Origin of the sequence: Proteus mirabilis HI4320 (assembly GCF_000069965.1) — a bacterium.
GTDB lineage: Bacteria > Pseudomonadota > Gammaproteobacteria > Enterobacterales > Enterobacteriaceae > Proteus > Proteus mirabilis.
On the sequence record NC_010554.1, the window covers coordinates 2,152,416 to 2,167,968 of the forward strand.

Sequence of the window (15,553 nt, forward strand, 5' to 3'; positions counted from 1 at the left end):
GCCATTCGGCGGTTATCCCCTTGGGTGATGTTGCTGATGAAGCACTTTTAAGCGCTCTGTAGCAACATGGGTATAAATCTGTGTTGTAGAGAGGTCACTGTGCCCCAATAACATCTGTACAACACGCAAGTCTGCTCCATGATTTAATAGATGTGTTGCAAAGGCATGCCGCAACACATGGGGTGATAATTTCTCTGAATCAATTCCGGCGATCACCGCGTAATGTTTTATACGATGCCAAAATGTTTGTCGCGTCATTTTTTGGCCTCTTAAGCTTGGAAACACAATATCATCGGTTTTCCCTTGCATAAGGGCTGGTCTACCATATTGCAGATATTGTTCTAACCAGTAAATAGCTTCTTCACCTAAAGGAACTAATCGTTCTTTATCGCCCTTACCTATCACACGTAACACCCCTTGCCGTAAGCTAATATCAGATAAAGACAATCCTACTAGCTCAGAAACCCGTAATCCACAGGCATAAAGAACCTCAAGCATCGCTTTGTCGCGTAATTCTATTGGCTCATCAATACAAGGAGCACTAAGTAAATTTTCTACTTGCTGTTCACTTAGGTCTTTGGGTAAACGTTTGGGTAATTTAGGTGTAGAAAGCAAAGCGCTGGGATCATCTTGGCGTAATTTCTCACGATAAAGATATTGGAAAAACCGACGTAAGGTACTTAACAGTCGTGCCGCACTGGTTGCTTTATAGCCCTCATCCAAACGAGTGGCAAGAAAAGCGTGTAAATCTAACGTCGTCACCGATAACCAATTGAGTTTTTGTGTGACCAGCCACTGGCTTAACGCCTGTAAATCTAAACGATAAGCGCTGAGTGTATTCGCAGATAACCCTTGCTCTAGCCAAATACTATCGAGAAATTGTTCTATGATAACGTCATTATCTTCTTGGTTATTATCTGTTGTCGTTTGTGTCGATAACTTGGTCTGGGTCACGGGTTTGCTCTCTCTTCTTTACGTTGTTACTTGTACATTATGCCTCATAGAAAAAGTTTTCTGGTACAATAGTGACCTTTATTAGCAAAAATATCCTAAAAATCTTTATGAAAATTGGTCTATTTTACGGTTCCAGCACCTGTTATACCGAAATGGCGGCAGAGAAAATTCGTGACATTCTCGGTGAAGAGTTTATTGATCTTCATAATGTTCAAGAGTGCGATATTACTCTGATGCAAGAGTATGACATTCTTATTTTAGGTATTCCAACCTGGGACTTTGGTGAGATCCAAGAAGATTGGCTCGCAATTTGGGAAACGCTACCAACATTAGATCTCAAAGATAAACTCGTTGCTATGTATGGAATGGGTGATCAAATTGATTATGGTGAATGGTTTTTAGATGCATTAGGTATGCTCTACCACCATTTACTGCCAAGTGGTGTTAAATTTATCGGTTTTTGGCCTATTGAAGGGTATGAATTTACCAGTCCTAAACCACTTACTGATGATGGTAAACATTTTGTCGGGCTCGCATTAGATGAGGTGAATCAATTTGAAGAAAGTGATGAACGTTTATCACAGTGGTGTATGCAAATTTTACGAGAAATAGAAGAAAACTTGTAAATCGCAATCAATCTATTGCTTCAGGTTATCTACCGCAAGGTAACACTTTTAACCTTAGTCAATCAGTAAGCATTCTAACGGTTTATATACATACCCAGAATTAAATATCTGGGTATTGCATCAGCAGTTGTGAAAAATTTCGCCACTCATTTTCCGGCATACTATCAAAAGCAACCCATAGCGTGATTTGCTTATTATTTAAGATAGAATCTAACGTTATTTTTGCACCAAATCGGCTGATCCACGGTTGTTTTGCAATCTGCCATTCATGATATTTCCATTGAATACGATTGCCATTAAGCAGCACTAAATCCCCTTTCCTTTTATTGATATTTTTTTGGCTAAAATACCAACCTAATATAAGTAAAAGTAACAAAGGAACCCAGATATAAATAAAGCCAGGTGGCCAAGGATATAACAGCAATGCTATTTCAAAAATAACGTAAACACTAGTTGAAAATAACTGTGTAAACCAAGAAACTGTTAAATGTGATTTCCATAAAGTCACGAGTGATATTAGCTCCTGCTTTAATATCTTATTATTACAACAAGATATCGTCGTCGTTTTTTAATAGCATAACTGATTTTTGTAAAAAAAGGAGAATATAAAAAATAAAATGACGATCCTCTATTTTTTCTTTGAAATGCCACGTAAAATTATTGTCACTAAGATTTAATATTACCTCATTAAAATTTTCTATTCTTCGTTTTTTACTTACTAAAACGCCCTTATTCATTTAATGAATAAGGGCGTGATACTTAGTACTTCAGGCTTTATTTAATGCACTTGGTTTTATATTCTATTTTTATTAGTACTAATACTTATTAACAATTTCAGCCATACGAATTCTATTACGCTCTTGAATTAACTTTACCATGTAATAAAGATCTTCATCATCAGGGCGGCCGTGGTTCATCAACCAATTAAATAAATCAGGATCAGCACATTCAAGTAAACGAACAAAGAGCCTTTTGTCGTCATCAGAGAGTGTGTCGTACTCGTTTTCGAAAAAAGGCATGATAGAAATATCTAGTTCACGCATTCCACGGCGACATGCCCAATTTATTCGTGCTTTATTTTCTATATCGATAGTCATATTCTGCTCTTTAATATGTTCACTTCAAGAAATACCACTATTTCTTCCTGCCTTGATGATAGTCTTATCGCACCCTTTTTAACATCAAAATGATCACAATTTGTCGCTTTCGTCCAATAGCAACGCTTTGAAGCATCAATAAATTGTTATGCACAAAATTCTTTCTGTGCGCTGAAAATAATAATGACTTGCATTGTCTTGTGACTCTTTTACCATAAACAGTGTATCGGATTAACTACATAGCGGGTGATGTCATGACTCAAAATTCTACTCAGACAAAACGCCCTCATGCCGCAATCAATTTACCACTCACCTTGATCTCTTTAGATGATTGGTCATTGATAACTGCAACAGGGGCTGATAGTGAAAAATACTTACAAGGCCAACTAACAGCGGATATTGCCGCATTACCGACTACAGAGCACACTTTAGCCGCTCATTGTGAAGCTAAAGGGAAAATGTGGAGTACATTGCGCATTTTCCATCAACAAGCAGGATTTGCTTATATATTGCGGAAAAATGTTGCTGAAAAACAACTTACTGAGCTTAAAAAATACGCCGTATTTTCAAAAGTGACTTTTACTGAAAATACAGATGCGGTGTTATTAGGACTTGCGGGGCAAGGCGCGGCACAAGCCTTAGCGGAATTCTTCCCTGAGATCCCCCGTAAAGCCAATGAAGTGGTTAATCACCAAAATAGCTACTTACTGCAACTCCCGTTACCTACAGAGCGCTTTTTAATTGTTACAGATGAAGAGACTGCCAAAAAACTAGCCACGACATTGCCCGCAGAAACCAGTGATAGTGACCAGTGGTTAGCCCTTGATATCGAGGCGGGTTATCCCATTATTGATACCCCTAATATCGAACAATTCTTACCACAAGCGACTAACTTACAAGCATTACCATTAAGTATTTGCTTTAAAAAAGGTTGCTATACAGGTCAAGAAATGGTGTCTCGTGCCAAATTCAGAGGCGCAAATAAACGTGCTATGTATCTGTTATCAGGTGGCGCAGCACAATTGCCCGACATTGGCGGTAGCGTTGAGTGGCAATTAGGTGAAGATAAATGGCGCAAAACAGGCACGGTATTAAGTGCGGTTCGTATGGCCGATAACACGATTATCGCCGAAGTGGTGATGAATAATGATATGGATGCTGACAGCGTATTTCGTGTCCAAGGTGATACCACCAGCCGCTTAACGATTAAACCTTTGCCTTACTCTTTAGAAGATGAGTGATAGCACTTCCATATGAACGGATTTTTATGACACAACAAACTAATGGGGCTTTTGGCCCCTTTTCAGATACCATCAATTTTATTATTGAACTCGATAAACTCAAACGCGTTTACCGCAAAAATAATGTATTAGACAATAGCCGTGCTGAAAATACCGCTGAGCATAGTTGGCACTTTGCTGTTGCAGCAATGAGTTTTCAACCTTATGCCGGTGATATTGATATAGGTAGAGCGATCCAGCTAGCTTTAGTGCATGATATTGTCGAAATCGATGCTGGTGATGTGATGGTTTATGATGTTGCCGCTCGTGAAGCGATTAAAGAGCAAGAGCAAAAAGCAGCCAGACGTATTTTTTCGTTGTTACCTGCACCACAAAGTGAATATTTTCTTAATCTCTGGCTTGAATATGATGCAGCACAAACCCCTGAGTCACAATTTGCCAATATTTTAGATCGCGCAATGCCAATGTTAATGAATCTACATAACGAAGGGCAAAGCTGGGTTGAAAATAATATCCGTTTAGAACAAGTGATTGCACGAAATCTATTTATCGAAAAACAGTGGCCAGAATTTTGGCAATACCTCTATCCTCAATTACTAGAGGCACAGAAAAAAGGCTGGTTAAAATAATTTTTTGCTGTTCATTTGATGATGACCAAAAAAATACCGAAGGTAGATTTTGAATTTACCCTCGGTATTTTATTTAGTAATAGCGCTAAATTAACCTTTATTCATAATCACTTATTGGCGCACAAGAACAATGCAAATGACGATCACCATAAACATCATCAAGGCGTTTTACTGCCGGCCAATATTTATTGCGTTTCGTTGCTTCACTTGGGAATACCGCACATTCACGGCTATAGCTATGTGACCATTCTTGCACTAATTCATACTGTGTATGTGGTGCATTCACTAGCGGATTATCATCAATCGGCCATACCCCGTCATCGACTTGTGCAATTTCAGCACGAATCGAGAGTAACGCATCAATAAAGCGGTCAATTTCAACTTTGCTTTCAGATTCTGTTGGCTCAATCATTAATGTCCCCGCAACAGGGAATGACATGGTTGGCGCATGGAAGCCGTAATCAATTAGACGCTTCGCCACATCCATTTCACTGATACCATAGTTAGCTTTGAGTGGACGAATATCAATAATACATTCATGGGCAACATAACCTTCCGCCCCAGAATAGAGGATGTCATAGTCATCTTTTAAGCGTTGAGCAATATAGTTAGCATTTAAAATCGCTACTTGGCTCGCTTGTTTAAGCCCTTCTGAGCCCATCATACGGATGTACATCCAGCTAATAGGTAATATTGAGGCACTACCAAACTGTGCTGCTGACACGGCACCTTGGGTCGTAACACCGTCCATTTCCACGACACTATGTCCAGGTACAAATGGCGCTAAATGTGCTTTTACGCCAATAGGTCCCATACCTGGGCCACCACCGCCATGGGGGATACAGAAAGTTTTATGTAAGTTTAAGTGTGATACATCAGAGCCGATAAAGCCTGGCGTCGTGATCCCCACTTGCGCATTCATATTGGCGCCATCAAGATAAACCTGTCCGCCATATTGATGAATGATCTCACAAACTTCACGTATACCCTCTTCATAAACACCGTGGGTTGAAGGATAAGTCACCATCACACAAGAAAGCTCAGCTTGGTGCTTCTCTGCTTTCGCTTTTAAGTCTGCAATGTCGATATTACCATTTTCATCACATCCCACGACAACCACCGTCATACCCGCCATATGGGCTGAAGCAGGATTTGTACCATGGGCTGAGCTTGGAATTAAACAGATATGGCGATTTCCTTCTCCTCGGCTTTGATGGTAACGACGAATAGCTAACAAGCCAGCATACTCCCCTTGCGCCCCTGAGTTAGGTTGCATACACATCGCATCATAACCCGTTATGGCAGCCAACCAATTAGATAGCTGCTCAATCATTATCTGGTAGCCTTGCGCTTGATAAGGTGGGCAGAATGGGTGCATTTCGGTAAATTCAGGCCATGTGATCGGCAGCATTTCAGCCGCAGCATTAAGCTTCATAGTACATGAGCCTAACGGGATCATTGCTTGGTTAAGCGCTAAATCTTTATTTTCTAAACGATGCATATAGCGCATCATTTCAGTTTCACTGTGATAAAGATGGAAGTTTTCATGGGTTAACACCGCATCTTTACGCAACATTGCCGTTGGAATTGAGGTCGATGAAGAGGCTACCAATGCATCTAATGTATCAATGTCATCAGAGAAAGCTTTACCACTGATAATCTCAATCAATCTGACAACATCTTCGCGAGTCGTCACTTCACTTAAAGTGACACCTACTGCGCCAACAATATCGGTTCGTAAATTAATTTCAGCATCTTTAGCACGTTGTAATACACCCGCTTTATCCGCTGTTTCAACGGTTAAAGTATCAAACCATGTCTGATGGCGTAATGTCATGCCATTTTGAATTAAACCCGCGGCTAAAATATCCGTTAAGCGATGAATACGCTGAGCAATATTTTTTAGACCTTCAGGCCCATGATATACCGCATACATGGCAGCAATATTGGCCAGTAATACCTGTGAAGTACAAATATTCGAGTTAGCTTTTTCACGGCGAATATGCTGTTCACGAGTTTGCATTGCCATACGTAACGCTCTGTTACCTGCAGCATCACGCGAGACACCGATAATACGTCCTGGCATGGCTCGTTTATATTCATCTCGACAGGCAAAGAAAGCAGCATGTGGACCACCATATCCCATTGGCACCCCAAAGCGTTGGGCTGAGCCTAATACAATATCCGCTCCTTGCTGCCCTGGAGCCGTTAATAACACCAGTGCCATTAGATCAGCCGCTACACTGGTAATAATTTTTCGCGTTTTTAGTTCACTAATGAGCTGACTATAATCATGAATTTCACCGGTTGTGCCGACTTGCTGTAATAGCACTCCAAAGACACCTTCTAGCTCTAACACTTTTTCAGCTTTATCGACAATCACTTCAAAACCAAAGGTGTTAGCTCGGGTTTTTACTACGTCTAGTGTTTGGGGATGAATATCATCAGCGACAAAAAAACGCTCCGCATTTTTTAGTTTACTAACACGTTTTGCCATTGCCATAGCTTCAGCGGCAGCAGTAGCTTCATCTAATAGCGAAGCAGAGGCTAAATCCATGCCGGTATAATCAATGGTTACTTGTTGAAAGTTAAGTAATGATTCAAGACGCCCTTGAGAAACTTCTGGCTGATAAGGAGTATAAGCGGTATACCAACCTGGATTTTCTAGCAAATTACGTAAAATAACAGGAGGCAATACAGAAGGCGCATATCCCATACCGATATAAGAGGTAAAACGTTTATTTTTACGGGCTATCGCTTTTAGTTCTGCTAATGCCTCTTGTTCAGTAGCCCCCCCTCCGACATTAGGCGGCGTTGCTAATTGGATATTATCGGGAACAATCTTTTGTGTTAATTCATTTAATGAGGAGATGCCAACAACATCAAGCATCTCTTTAATCTGTTCTGGCGATGAGCCAATATGGCGACGAATAAATTCATCACGATATTCTAATTGAGTTAAAGTTTGTGTCATTGCGGGTAATTCCTGAATTCACAATAAATGGATAAGCTGTTTTTACTGATTTGAAAATAGGCTGATAAATAAAAACGCCCCGACTTTTTAATGACGAGGCGTTTATTTTTACTCTTCGTTTTCAACTAACTCTTGGTAGCCAGCCGCATCAAGGAGATCGTTTAATTCGCTTTCATCTTTTGCTTTTATGCGAAATAACCATCCATCCCCATAAGGATCACTATTAACCAGCTCTGGTGAACCATCCAACTCCTCATTTACTGCAATAATTTCGCCAGATAATGGGGCATAAATATCTGATGCAGCTTTTACTGATTCAGCCACAGCACAATCATCCCCAAGATCAACTTCACTGCCTACATCAGGAAGATCAACAAACACCATATCACCTAACAACTCTTGAGCATGTTCAGTGATGCCGATAGTGTATTCGCCATTGCCTTCAGAACGGATCCACTCATGAGATTGCGCATATTTTAATTCACTAGGTATTTGACTCATTGACCGTACTCTCCATTTAAAATAATAATGCTTTATACCAATGCTTTACCTGAACGAACAAAACCAGGTTTTACCACCTCTACCGGTATTTCACGATTACGCAATAAAACAATTGCGCTATCTTTAATACCTGCGGGTACTCTGGCTAATGCAATACTAAAGCCCAATGTCGGTGAAAATGTGCCACTAGTAATAACGCCTTCTCTTAATTCACCTAAATCATCGGTAAAGTGCACGGCACTACCTGCACGTAACACCCCTTTTTCTCGCATCACCAGACCAACCAGTTTATCTGTGCCTGTTGCGCGTAATTTTTCTAATGCTTCTCTACCAATAAATTGACGATCTTCGGGTAACCAGGCAATCGTCCATCCCATATTAGCCTCAAGAGGATTAATAGTTTCATCCATCTCTTGACCATAAAGATCCATACCCGCTTCTAAACGTAAAGTATCTCGAGCACCTAACCCCGCGGGCTTAACCCCCACTGCTAATAATTTTTTCCAATAATCAACGGCTTGCTCTTTTGGCATGGCGATTTCATAACCTGCTTCACCGGTATAACCTGTCGTCGCGACGAAGAGATCATCAAGTTGTACGCCATAGAAAGGCTTCATCGCTGCCACTATTTGGCGATGCGATTCACTTAATAAACGCTGTACTTTTTCTTGTGCGTGAGGGCCTTGTACTGCAATTAATGCTAAATCATCACGTACTTGAATATCGACGACATAATCTTTGGCATGCTCAGTGATCCACGCTAAATCTTTTTCGCGGGTTGCGGAGTTAACCACCAGACGATAGAAAGTCTCATCAAAGTAGTAAACAATCAGATCGTCAATCACACCACCGGACGCATTTAGCATACCAGTATAAAGTGCTTTGCCTTTTTCGGTGAGTTTAGCGACATCATTCGCTAATAGATAACGTAGAAAGTCTTTAACTTGCGGGCCATGTAAATCAACAATCGTCATGTGAGATACATCAAACATACCTGCATCTTGACGCACATTATGGTGTTCATCAATTTGAGAGCCATAATGCAGTGGCATCATCCAACCATGAAAATCAACCATACGAGCACCACAGGCGACGTGCTCATCATATAACGGAGTCTGTTTTGCCATTCTTCCCTCTTTCTATTTTTAGTTTAGATGATCCAGAGAACGCAATTTGTTAAATATAAAATTAAACTTGATTAAAAATCAGCGTGTTAATTACAAGCTTAAGTTTATTTTTAAACATTATTTTAACAAATATGAGCAATTAACGTACAACGCAAACGATACCTTTACTTTGAACTTATCACTAAGAGAAAAAATAAACCATAAGTTAAAATAGGGTATTACCTCTACCAATCATAATGTAGAGAAATAAGTATGCAGAATGAATGATTGTAATTATGCGTATCAGCCCTCATTTTTAGTGAATAATGACTAAAAAAAGGGAGCAATACAAAGAATAGACTGAAAAAATAGCTATTTTTAGTGTTATTTTTCCAGTCTGTTATAAAGAAAAGTAATGTGAAATGGCGGTTGAATTAGATTTTTTCAGCTGAAACAGAATTTTTATGCTTTAGCCATTCTGGTAAATCAGAAAGTCCCATCGCCTGTTCAAGTAACTTTGGTTTTACTCCTGGTAAACTATCTGCTAACGAAAGACCGATATCACGCACCCACTTTTTAATAGGGTTATTACCTTCAAATAATTCGCGGAACCCTTGCATAGTCGCTAACATGACCGCAGCGGCATGTTTACGGCGGCGCTCAAAACGTCTTAAATAGAGATACTCACCAAAATCTTTACCTTCTGCTTTTAAACGACGGATTTCACCAATTAATTCAGCAACATCCATAAAGCCAAGGTTAACCCCTTGTCCAGCTAAAGGGTGGATGGTATGTGCTGCATCACCTAATAACGCTAACCGTGGAGCGGCAAATTGACGTGCATAGCGACCCGTTAATGGAATTGTCATACGTTCACTGACTAATTCACACTGGCCTAAGCACATATCAAAAGTAACACCTAGCGTACGTTCAAATCGCGTTTTATCTGCACTCTTATAATCTTCAGCCAATGAGCTAGGTAGCGACCACACAATAGAACAAGTATGAGGATCTGCAAGAGGTAAAAAGGCTAAAATCCCCTCACCATGAAACACTTGGCGCGCCACATTATCATGGGGTTGTTCTGTGCGTATGGTTGCGACTAAAGCGTGATGTTCATAATCCCAAAAAGTCAGTGGAATATCAGCATTTTTACGCAACCAAGAATTCGCACCATCGGCGCCAACAACCAGCCTAGCGGTTAACATTTCACCGTCATTTAAGCTGATAAAGGCTTCATTTTCTCCCCACACAATGCGTTCAATTTGAGCAGGGGAATAACAGGTAATATCACTATGACTGGTGACCTTTTGCCACAGCACTTCACGAATAAGATGATTTTCAATAATAGTGCCAAGATGAGATAACCCTTCTTGTTGCGCTGAAAACGCAATACGTCCAAAACTATCTTGATCCCATACTTCCATACCTTGATAAGGAGCTGTACGTAATGCCGTTAAGTTTTCCCATACCCCCAATTTCTTGAGTAATAACTCACTGGCAGTATTAATCGCAGATACCCGTAATGCAAAATCATCTTGCGGATGGAAATGCGTGGTGACTGGGTGATTTTCTATTATCGCTATACGTAATCCACAGCCATGTAATCCGCAGGCTAATGCAAGCCCGACCATTCCACCACCAGCAATAACAACATCAAATGATTTCATAATAAAAGTATCCTAAAAAGCAATTATGCTCAGTTTGTCCAACCTAATGTTTGGTGTGCTAATTTGTTACGAAGTGCAGGCACTAATTCCATCGTCATTAAGCCTAGATTACGGGAGATAATTAACGGCATACAACGATTCGCAAACACTTTCACTAAGCCATCAGTGATCGTAATAGTACTTTCTCTATCCTGTTCGCGAAGCTGTTGATATTGTGATAATACGCGATAACTGCCGATATCAAGACCTGATTGTATGGCCGAGGTTAATGTATTGGCTAATGTCATTACATCGCGTAAACCAAGATTAAAACCTTGCCCTGCAATAGGGTGCAAGGTTTGAGATGCATTACCTATCAATGCTAAACGATGGCTGATCATTTGCTGTGCTTTTTGCAGAACTAATGGATAGCAATGACGCTGCCCTACTTGTTCAATCTTACCCAAACGCCAGCCAAAATCCCGTTGTAACTGTGCAATGGTTGTTTGCTCATCCCATTGTGAAACTTGTTCTAATTTCTCAATAGGATGGCACCACACCAATGAACTACGCCCTTCACTCATGGGTAACATTGCTAATGGACCAAATTGTGTAAATCGCTCAAATGCACAACCTTTGGGATCAATCTCTGTTTTTACATTGGCGATCACCGCAACTTGATGATAAGGCGTTTTCTGCCATTGAATATGACATTGATGACCAATGGGTGAATGTGTACCATCTGCGGCAACCAGTAAATCACCGCTAAGTTGCGTACCATCATCAAGTGTCACTTCAACGTTATCGAGATGGCGCTGAACATGCTCCACTTTAGCGGGACAATATAGCGTAATATTGGGTTGTTTTTTCAACTGTGCAAACAGTTGACGCCCCGCATCATGTAATTCAATAACATAACCGAGTGCGTCAATATCGTAGTCCTGCGCATTTATGTTCACAAAACCGCAATGGCCTCTATCAGAAACATGAACGTGATTAATAGGTGTCACAAAGGGTTTTAAGACCGACCATAATCCGATTTGTGCTAATCGCTTTGCTGTGCCATGCGCTAAAGCGATCGCTCTAGCATCGAATCCGGGATGCCCATTATCTGGCTCTCGCGCTTCAATAAGCGAAATGGAAATATTCCCCTTATTTAATGCGGAAAGTGCTAGTGCTAACGTTGCACCCGCCATTCCGCCACCCACAATAATCACATTCATGCTGATTTTAGCCTTAAATTTTTCCTGCCATCAGAGCTTCAATTTCATCAGGATCTTTAACAACCATAGCCGTTAAATTTTCATTACCTGTTTCAGTAATAACAATGTCATCTTCAATGCGAATACCAATACCACGATACTCTTGTGGTACATCCGCATCTGGCGCAATGTAAAGTCCTGGTTCAATAGTCAACACCATACCCGGCTCTAAGATACGATCACGATCGGTGCCATAGTGTCCAACATCATGAACATCAAGACCTAACCAGTGACTTAAGCTATGCATAAAGAAGCGCTGATAGGCTTTTGTCTCAATGAGGTGTTCGATATCACCGTGCATAATGCCGAGCTTAACTAAGCCTTCCACCATGATATACACGACATGTTTAGTGACTTCTTTGATGCTTGTACCCGGTTTATACAATTCGAGGGATACATTGAGTGATTTTAAAACAATCTCGTAAATTTCACGTTGTTGACGGCTAAATTTACCATTAACAGGGAAAGTTCGCGTAATATCACCCGCATAACCTTCATATTCACAGCCTGCATCAATAAGGACTAAATCCCCATCACGCATTTTAGTTTCATTTTCAGTATAATGTAAGATACAACCGTTCTCACCACTACCGACAATACTGTTATAGGAAGGGAAACGCGCACCATGAGAGATAAACTCATGTTCAATTTCCCCTTGTAATTGATACTCATACATACCTGGCTGACATTTTTGCATTGCGCGAGTATGGGCTAACGCAGAAATTTTTCCGGCTTTGCGCAGTAATTCAATTTCAGCATCAGATTTAAATAACCGCAGTTCGTGCACTATTGGGCGCCAATCAATAAGCGTTTGTGGCGCTTTTAAATTACGGCGAGAGCCTTTTCTTAAGGTATCCAGAGCATTAAAGACGATTTCATCGGCAAACGCATATTCACCTTGGGCATGATAAACAATATCCAATCCATTGAGTAATTGATAAAGTTGCTCACCTACATCTTCGTAAGGTAGCGCTTTATCAACACCTAATTTTTCAGGGGCAGCTTCTTGCCCAAGACGACGACCAAACCAGATTTCCGCGGTTAAATCTCTAACCCGATTAAACAGTACGCTATGATTATGTGTTTCATCACTTTTAATCAACACAAGGATAGCTTCTGGCTCACTAAATCCGGTGAGATACAAGAAGTCACTATGTTGGCGATAGGGATATTCACTATCAGCATTGCGTTGTGCTTCTGGCGCAGCAAAAAAGATAGCTGCACTTGCTGGTTTCATCTGAGCTAATAATGCCTGACGACGGGATAAAAATTCTTGCTTATTCATACCCACTCCTATCCTTTATTGATCTTTTGGTTATCTAATTAATAAGGCAATTATTAATGTAATGTCCGTTGTTCATCTTGTTTATCATTTTCTGTTGTTGTCTCTTTTGAGGCGACAAAAGTGATATAGCACAGCTGAACAGAGACTTTGACATATTCTGTAACTTCTTCGAGTGCATCTTCAAGCTCTTGTTGATTTTCATCTTCTTCATAGCCTAATGCACCAATATTACGCAAATCAGTGATAACTTCCGTCAACTCTTTATGCTCAGATAACTTAGGTTGTGCAACACCTAATCCTAATAGAAAATGATTAACCCACCCTGCAAGGGCATCAGCTCGAGGAAAAACAGATTCTGTATCGTCAGGTAACAGCATAGAAAAATTAAATACGCTGTCATCAAGTTGCTCATGAGTGACGTGATAAAGTGATTCAAGGGGTTCTGATAACGATTTAGGGAACGCTAAGCCCTCATTAGTCAGTTCATGTAACAAAGTTTTCCAACTATTGTCATGTACTGCTCCACAAATAAACCCAGTAATTAGGCCATGCATCTCTGCGGCAGTTAAAGGCACGGCATGTTGTTGTAATAATGAATCAATTGCTGAGTAATCTGGTAATGTGTTTTGTATTGACATAAGAATAAACGTCGCATTTAGGGGAATAGTTCAAGATATGCTACCATCAATAGAACGCACTGTACCAGTTAAGCTATGTTAAACATTGGAATTTTTGCAGTAATAGCGTTTAATACTGCCTTATAACCGTATACACTACTAAACACGTAGCACAGATTTTATGTCAGGAAGGAATCATGTCCGCACAACCCGTTGATCTTCAAATTTTTGGGCGCTCATTACGTGTCAATTGCCCACCAGAACAAAAAGATGCTTTACTGGCTTCTGCTGCTGAACTTGAACAACGATTACAAGATCTCAAAGAACGCAGTGGTGTTTCCAATACTGAGCACTTAATTTTTATCGTGGCATTAAATATGAGTCATGAGTTGGCAGAAGAAAAGTTAAAAACGAGAGACTATGCCTACAATATGGAAGAGAAAATAAAAATGCTACAACAATCTATTGAACAAGCTTTACACGATCAAGGCAAGCACCATGATCGCACTTTTTCAACATCAAAGTAGATTTGTTCAGAAAGCATGCGCACACCACGAAATTAACAGATAATAGGTTGCTTTCTACAATTAAAATAATACAATAGTTCATAGATAAGGTGCTTAACAGCACCCACCTAATTTCTCTGAGATGTTCGTCAGTGGGTAAGTCCCCTGAGCCGATATTTCAAAAAAAATAGAATGTGGTGATCTATTACTTGTGAGCATACCTGATTCGTTCAGGCAGCCTAATGGTGATAGCACTATGTTCACCTTGGACCACGGGTTCAAGGGTTACAGCCTACAACGGCATCTTGGAGACCCCAATTCAAGTTCTAAACACTGAGTACTGATTAAGTATTTAATGTTTAGAGCTTTTTTTATTTCTTTTTCCTCTAGCTTTCTTGGCTTTTCTCTTTTTTACCTCTAAAGTGTAATAAATTCATAGAAGTGATATATTTTTATTCATACTAATTCCTTGCTGATGGATTAATCATGACACAACCCCCTGTTTTCCAGCAAAGAGATCAGATACGTAAAGCTATCCGCCAAAAACGCCGTCAACTTACTGTGGCACAACAGCAAGATGCTGCACATAAACTCTCTGAACGGGTACTCCATCATCCCAAAGTCAAGCAAGCTAAAACAATTGCCTTATTTCTCTCTTTTGACGGCGAGATTGATACCGCTCCTCTAATCACTCATTTATGGGATTTAAATAAACAGGTTTGTCTGCCTGTATTACACCCTTTTCATCGCCATCATTTACTTTTTTTACGTTACGCTCCCACCACGCAGTTAGTGAAAAATCGTTTTAATATTTTTGAGCCTCCACTCAATGTGAATAATATTATTCCAATATCTGATATTGATATTATCTTTACGCCACTGGTTGCCTTCGATGAAAGCGGTCAGCGACTCGGTATGGGCGGAGGTTTTTATGATAGAACATTAGAAAACTGGCAACGGCAGTCATTTTATCCTATGGGGCTTGCTCATACATGCCAACAAGTTCATTCGTTACCGAGCGCAGATTGGGATATACCGTTACCTGAAATTATTACACCTGATAAAGTATGGCGTTTTGATGAACGACTGATACAGAGAAATTAAGA

Annotated in this window: 15 protein-coding genes and 1 other RNA gene; 6 read left to right on the top strand and 10 right to left on the bottom strand. The window is 40.2% G+C overall.

Annotated features, from left to right (window positions below; genetic code table 11):
* Window positions 1-12: 12 nt before the first annotated feature.
* A complete protein-coding gene (xerD, locus tag PMI_RS09920) occupies window positions 13-954 on the bottom strand; it encodes a site-specific tyrosine recombinase XerD (protein ID WP_004244032.1) in 942 nt (313 codons plus the stop codon).
* Between the two features lie 107 nt (window positions 955-1,061).
* Here xerD and fldB point away from each other — a divergent pair, with 107 nt between their 5' ends.
* Window positions 1,062-1,580: a flavodoxin FldB gene (fldB, locus tag PMI_RS09925; protein ID WP_004244033.1), complete on the top strand. Its 519-nt coding sequence runs from the start codon at window positions 1,062-1,064 to the stop codon at window positions 1,578-1,580.
* 100 nt (window positions 1,581-1,680) lie between these two features.
* Here the strand turns inward: fldB and PMI_RS09930 are convergent, their stop codons facing one another.
* Together PMI_RS09930 and sdhE are read right to left on the bottom strand one after the other, a co-directional pair.
* Window positions 1,681-2,088, bottom strand: a complete 408-nt coding sequence (locus PMI_RS09930; protein ID WP_004244035.1) for a protein YgfX — start codon at window positions 2,086-2,088, stop codon at window positions 1,681-1,683.
* 307 nt (window positions 2,089-2,395) lie between these two features.
* Window positions 2,396-2,671 (bottom strand): FAD assembly factor SdhE, encoded by a 276-nt coding sequence (gene sdhE / locus PMI_RS09940; protein ID WP_026090407.1) that lies wholly within the window; start codon window positions 2,669-2,671, stop codon window positions 2,396-2,398.
* A 260-nt stretch (window positions 2,672-2,931) separates the two neighbouring features.
* Here sdhE and ygfZ point away from each other — a divergent pair, with 260 nt between their 5' ends.
* A complete protein-coding gene (gene ygfZ, locus PMI_RS09945) occupies window positions 2,932-3,918 on the top strand; it encodes a tRNA-modifying protein YgfZ (protein WP_004248524.1) in 987 nt (328 codons plus the stop codon).
* 26 nt (window positions 3,919-3,944) lie between these two features.
* Window positions 3,945-4,547 carry an HD domain-containing protein gene (locus tag PMI_RS09950; RefSeq protein WP_004248526.1) on the top strand — a complete coding sequence of 201 codons (603 nt, stop codon included), beginning with the start codon at window positions 3,945-3,947 and terminating at the stop codon, window positions 4,545-4,547.
* Between the two features lie 97 nt (window positions 4,548-4,644).
* Here the strand turns inward: PMI_RS09950 and gcvP are convergent, their stop codons facing one another.
* From gcvP to PMI_RS09985, 7 genes are all read right to left on the bottom strand, one after another.
* Window positions 4,645-7,521: an aminomethyl-transferring glycine dehydrogenase gene (gene gcvP, locus PMI_RS09955; RefSeq protein WP_004248527.1), complete on the bottom strand. Its 2,877-nt coding sequence runs from the start codon at window positions 7,519-7,521 to the stop codon at window positions 4,645-4,647.
* A gap of 108 nt (window positions 7,522-7,629) precedes the next feature.
* Window positions 7,630-8,022, bottom strand: a complete 393-nt coding sequence (gene gcvH, locus PMI_RS09960) for a glycine cleavage system protein GcvH (RefSeq protein ID WP_004248528.1) — start codon at window positions 8,020-8,022, stop codon at window positions 7,630-7,632.
* A gap of 32 nt (window positions 8,023-8,054) precedes the next feature.
* Window positions 8,055-9,149, bottom strand: coding sequence for a glycine cleavage system aminomethyltransferase GcvT (gene gcvT, locus PMI_RS09965; RefSeq protein WP_012368218.1), 1,095 nt, complete (start codon window positions 9,147-9,149; stop codon window positions 8,055-8,057).
* Window positions 9,150-9,562: 413 nt separating this feature from the next.
* Window positions 9,563-10,798 carry an FAD-dependent 2-octaprenylphenol hydroxylase gene (gene ubiI, locus PMI_RS09970; protein ID WP_004248529.1) on the bottom strand — a complete coding sequence of 412 codons (1,236 nt, stop codon included), beginning with the start codon at window positions 10,796-10,798 and terminating at the stop codon, window positions 9,563-9,565.
* Between the two features lie 29 nt (window positions 10,799-10,827).
* Window positions 10,828-12,000, bottom strand: a complete 1,173-nt coding sequence (gene ubiH / locus PMI_RS09975; RefSeq protein WP_004250387.1) for a 2-octaprenyl-6-methoxyphenyl hydroxylase — start codon at window positions 11,998-12,000, stop codon at window positions 10,828-10,830.
* Window positions 12,001-12,013: 13 nt separating this feature from the next.
* Window positions 12,014-13,324 carry a Xaa-Pro aminopeptidase gene (gene pepP, locus PMI_RS09980; protein WP_004244046.1) on the bottom strand — a complete coding sequence of 437 codons (1,311 nt, stop codon included), beginning with the start codon at window positions 13,322-13,324 and terminating at the stop codon, window positions 12,014-12,016.
* A 53-nt stretch (window positions 13,325-13,377) separates the two neighbouring features.
* Window positions 13,378-13,962 carry a YecA/YgfB family protein gene (locus tag PMI_RS09985; protein WP_004248530.1) on the bottom strand — a complete coding sequence of 195 codons (585 nt, stop codon included), beginning with the start codon at window positions 13,960-13,962 and terminating at the stop codon, window positions 13,378-13,380.
* Between the two features lie 176 nt (window positions 13,963-14,138).
* On the opposite strand from PMI_RS09985, the gene zapA reads away from it, so the two are divergent.
* The 3 genes from zapA to PMI_RS09995 all read left to right on the top strand — a co-directional run bounded on the left by zapA (window position 14,139) and on the right by PMI_RS09995 (window position 15,551).
* On the top strand, window positions 14,139-14,468 hold the full coding sequence (gene zapA / locus PMI_RS09990; RefSeq protein ID WP_004244048.1) for a cell division protein ZapA: 330 nt from the start codon (window positions 14,139-14,141) through the stop codon (window positions 14,466-14,468).
* 110 nt (window positions 14,469-14,578) lie between these two features.
* Window positions 14,579-14,763: non-coding RNA, 6S RNA (ssrS, locus tag PMI_RS19040), on the top strand.
* 170 nt (window positions 14,764-14,933) lie between these two features.
* Window positions 14,934-15,551, top strand: coding sequence for a 5-formyltetrahydrofolate cyclo-ligase (locus PMI_RS09995; RefSeq protein ID WP_012368219.1), 618 nt, complete (start codon window positions 14,934-14,936; stop codon window positions 15,549-15,551).
* The last annotated feature ends 2 nt before the right edge of the window (window positions 15,552-15,553 follow it).

What these genes read in the sequence shown, in the direction of transcription:
- PMI_RS09985 (WP_004248530.1), bottom strand. Translation starts at nt 13,962, where the DNA reads ATGTCAATACAAAACACATTACCAGATTACTCAGCAATTGATTCATTA.
- gcvP (WP_004248527.1), bottom strand. Translation starts at nt 7,521, where the DNA reads ATGACACAAACTTTAACTCAATTAGAATATCGTGATGAATTTATTCGT.
- gcvH (WP_004248528.1), bottom strand. Translation starts at nt 8,022, where the DNA reads ATGAGTCAAATACCTAGTGAATTAAAATATGCGCAATCTCATGAGTGG.
- zapA (WP_004244048.1), top strand. Translation starts at nt 14,139, where the DNA reads ATGTCCGCACAACCCGTTGATCTTCAAATTTTTGGGCGCTCATTACGT.
- ygfZ (WP_004248524.1), top strand. Translation starts at nt 2,932, where the DNA reads ATGACTCAAAATTCTACTCAGACAAAACGCCCTCATGCCGCAATCAAT.
- PMI_RS09950 (WP_004248526.1), top strand. Translation starts at nt 3,945, where the DNA reads ATGACACAACAAACTAATGGGGCTTTTGGCCCCTTTTCAGATACCATC.
- pepP (WP_004244046.1), bottom strand. Translation starts at nt 13,324, where the DNA reads ATGAATAAGCAAGAATTTTTATCCCGTCGTCAGGCATTATTAGCTCAG.
- ubiI (WP_004248529.1), bottom strand. Translation starts at nt 10,798, where the DNA reads ATGAAATCATTTGATGTTGTTATTGCTGGTGGTGGAATGGTCGGGCTT.
- fldB (WP_004244033.1), top strand. Translation starts at nt 1,062, where the DNA reads ATGAAAATTGGTCTATTTTACGGTTCCAGCACCTGTTATACCGAAATG.
- PMI_RS09995 (WP_012368219.1), top strand. Translation starts at nt 14,934, where the DNA reads ATGACACAACCCCCTGTTTTCCAGCAAAGAGATCAGATACGTAAAGCT.
- ubiH (WP_004250387.1), bottom strand. Translation starts at nt 12,000, where the DNA reads ATGAATGTGATTATTGTGGGTGGCGGAATGGCGGGTGCAACGTTAGCA.
- gcvT (WP_012368218.1), bottom strand. Translation starts at nt 9,149, where the DNA reads ATGGCAAAACAGACTCCGTTATATGATGAGCACGTCGCCTGTGGTGCT.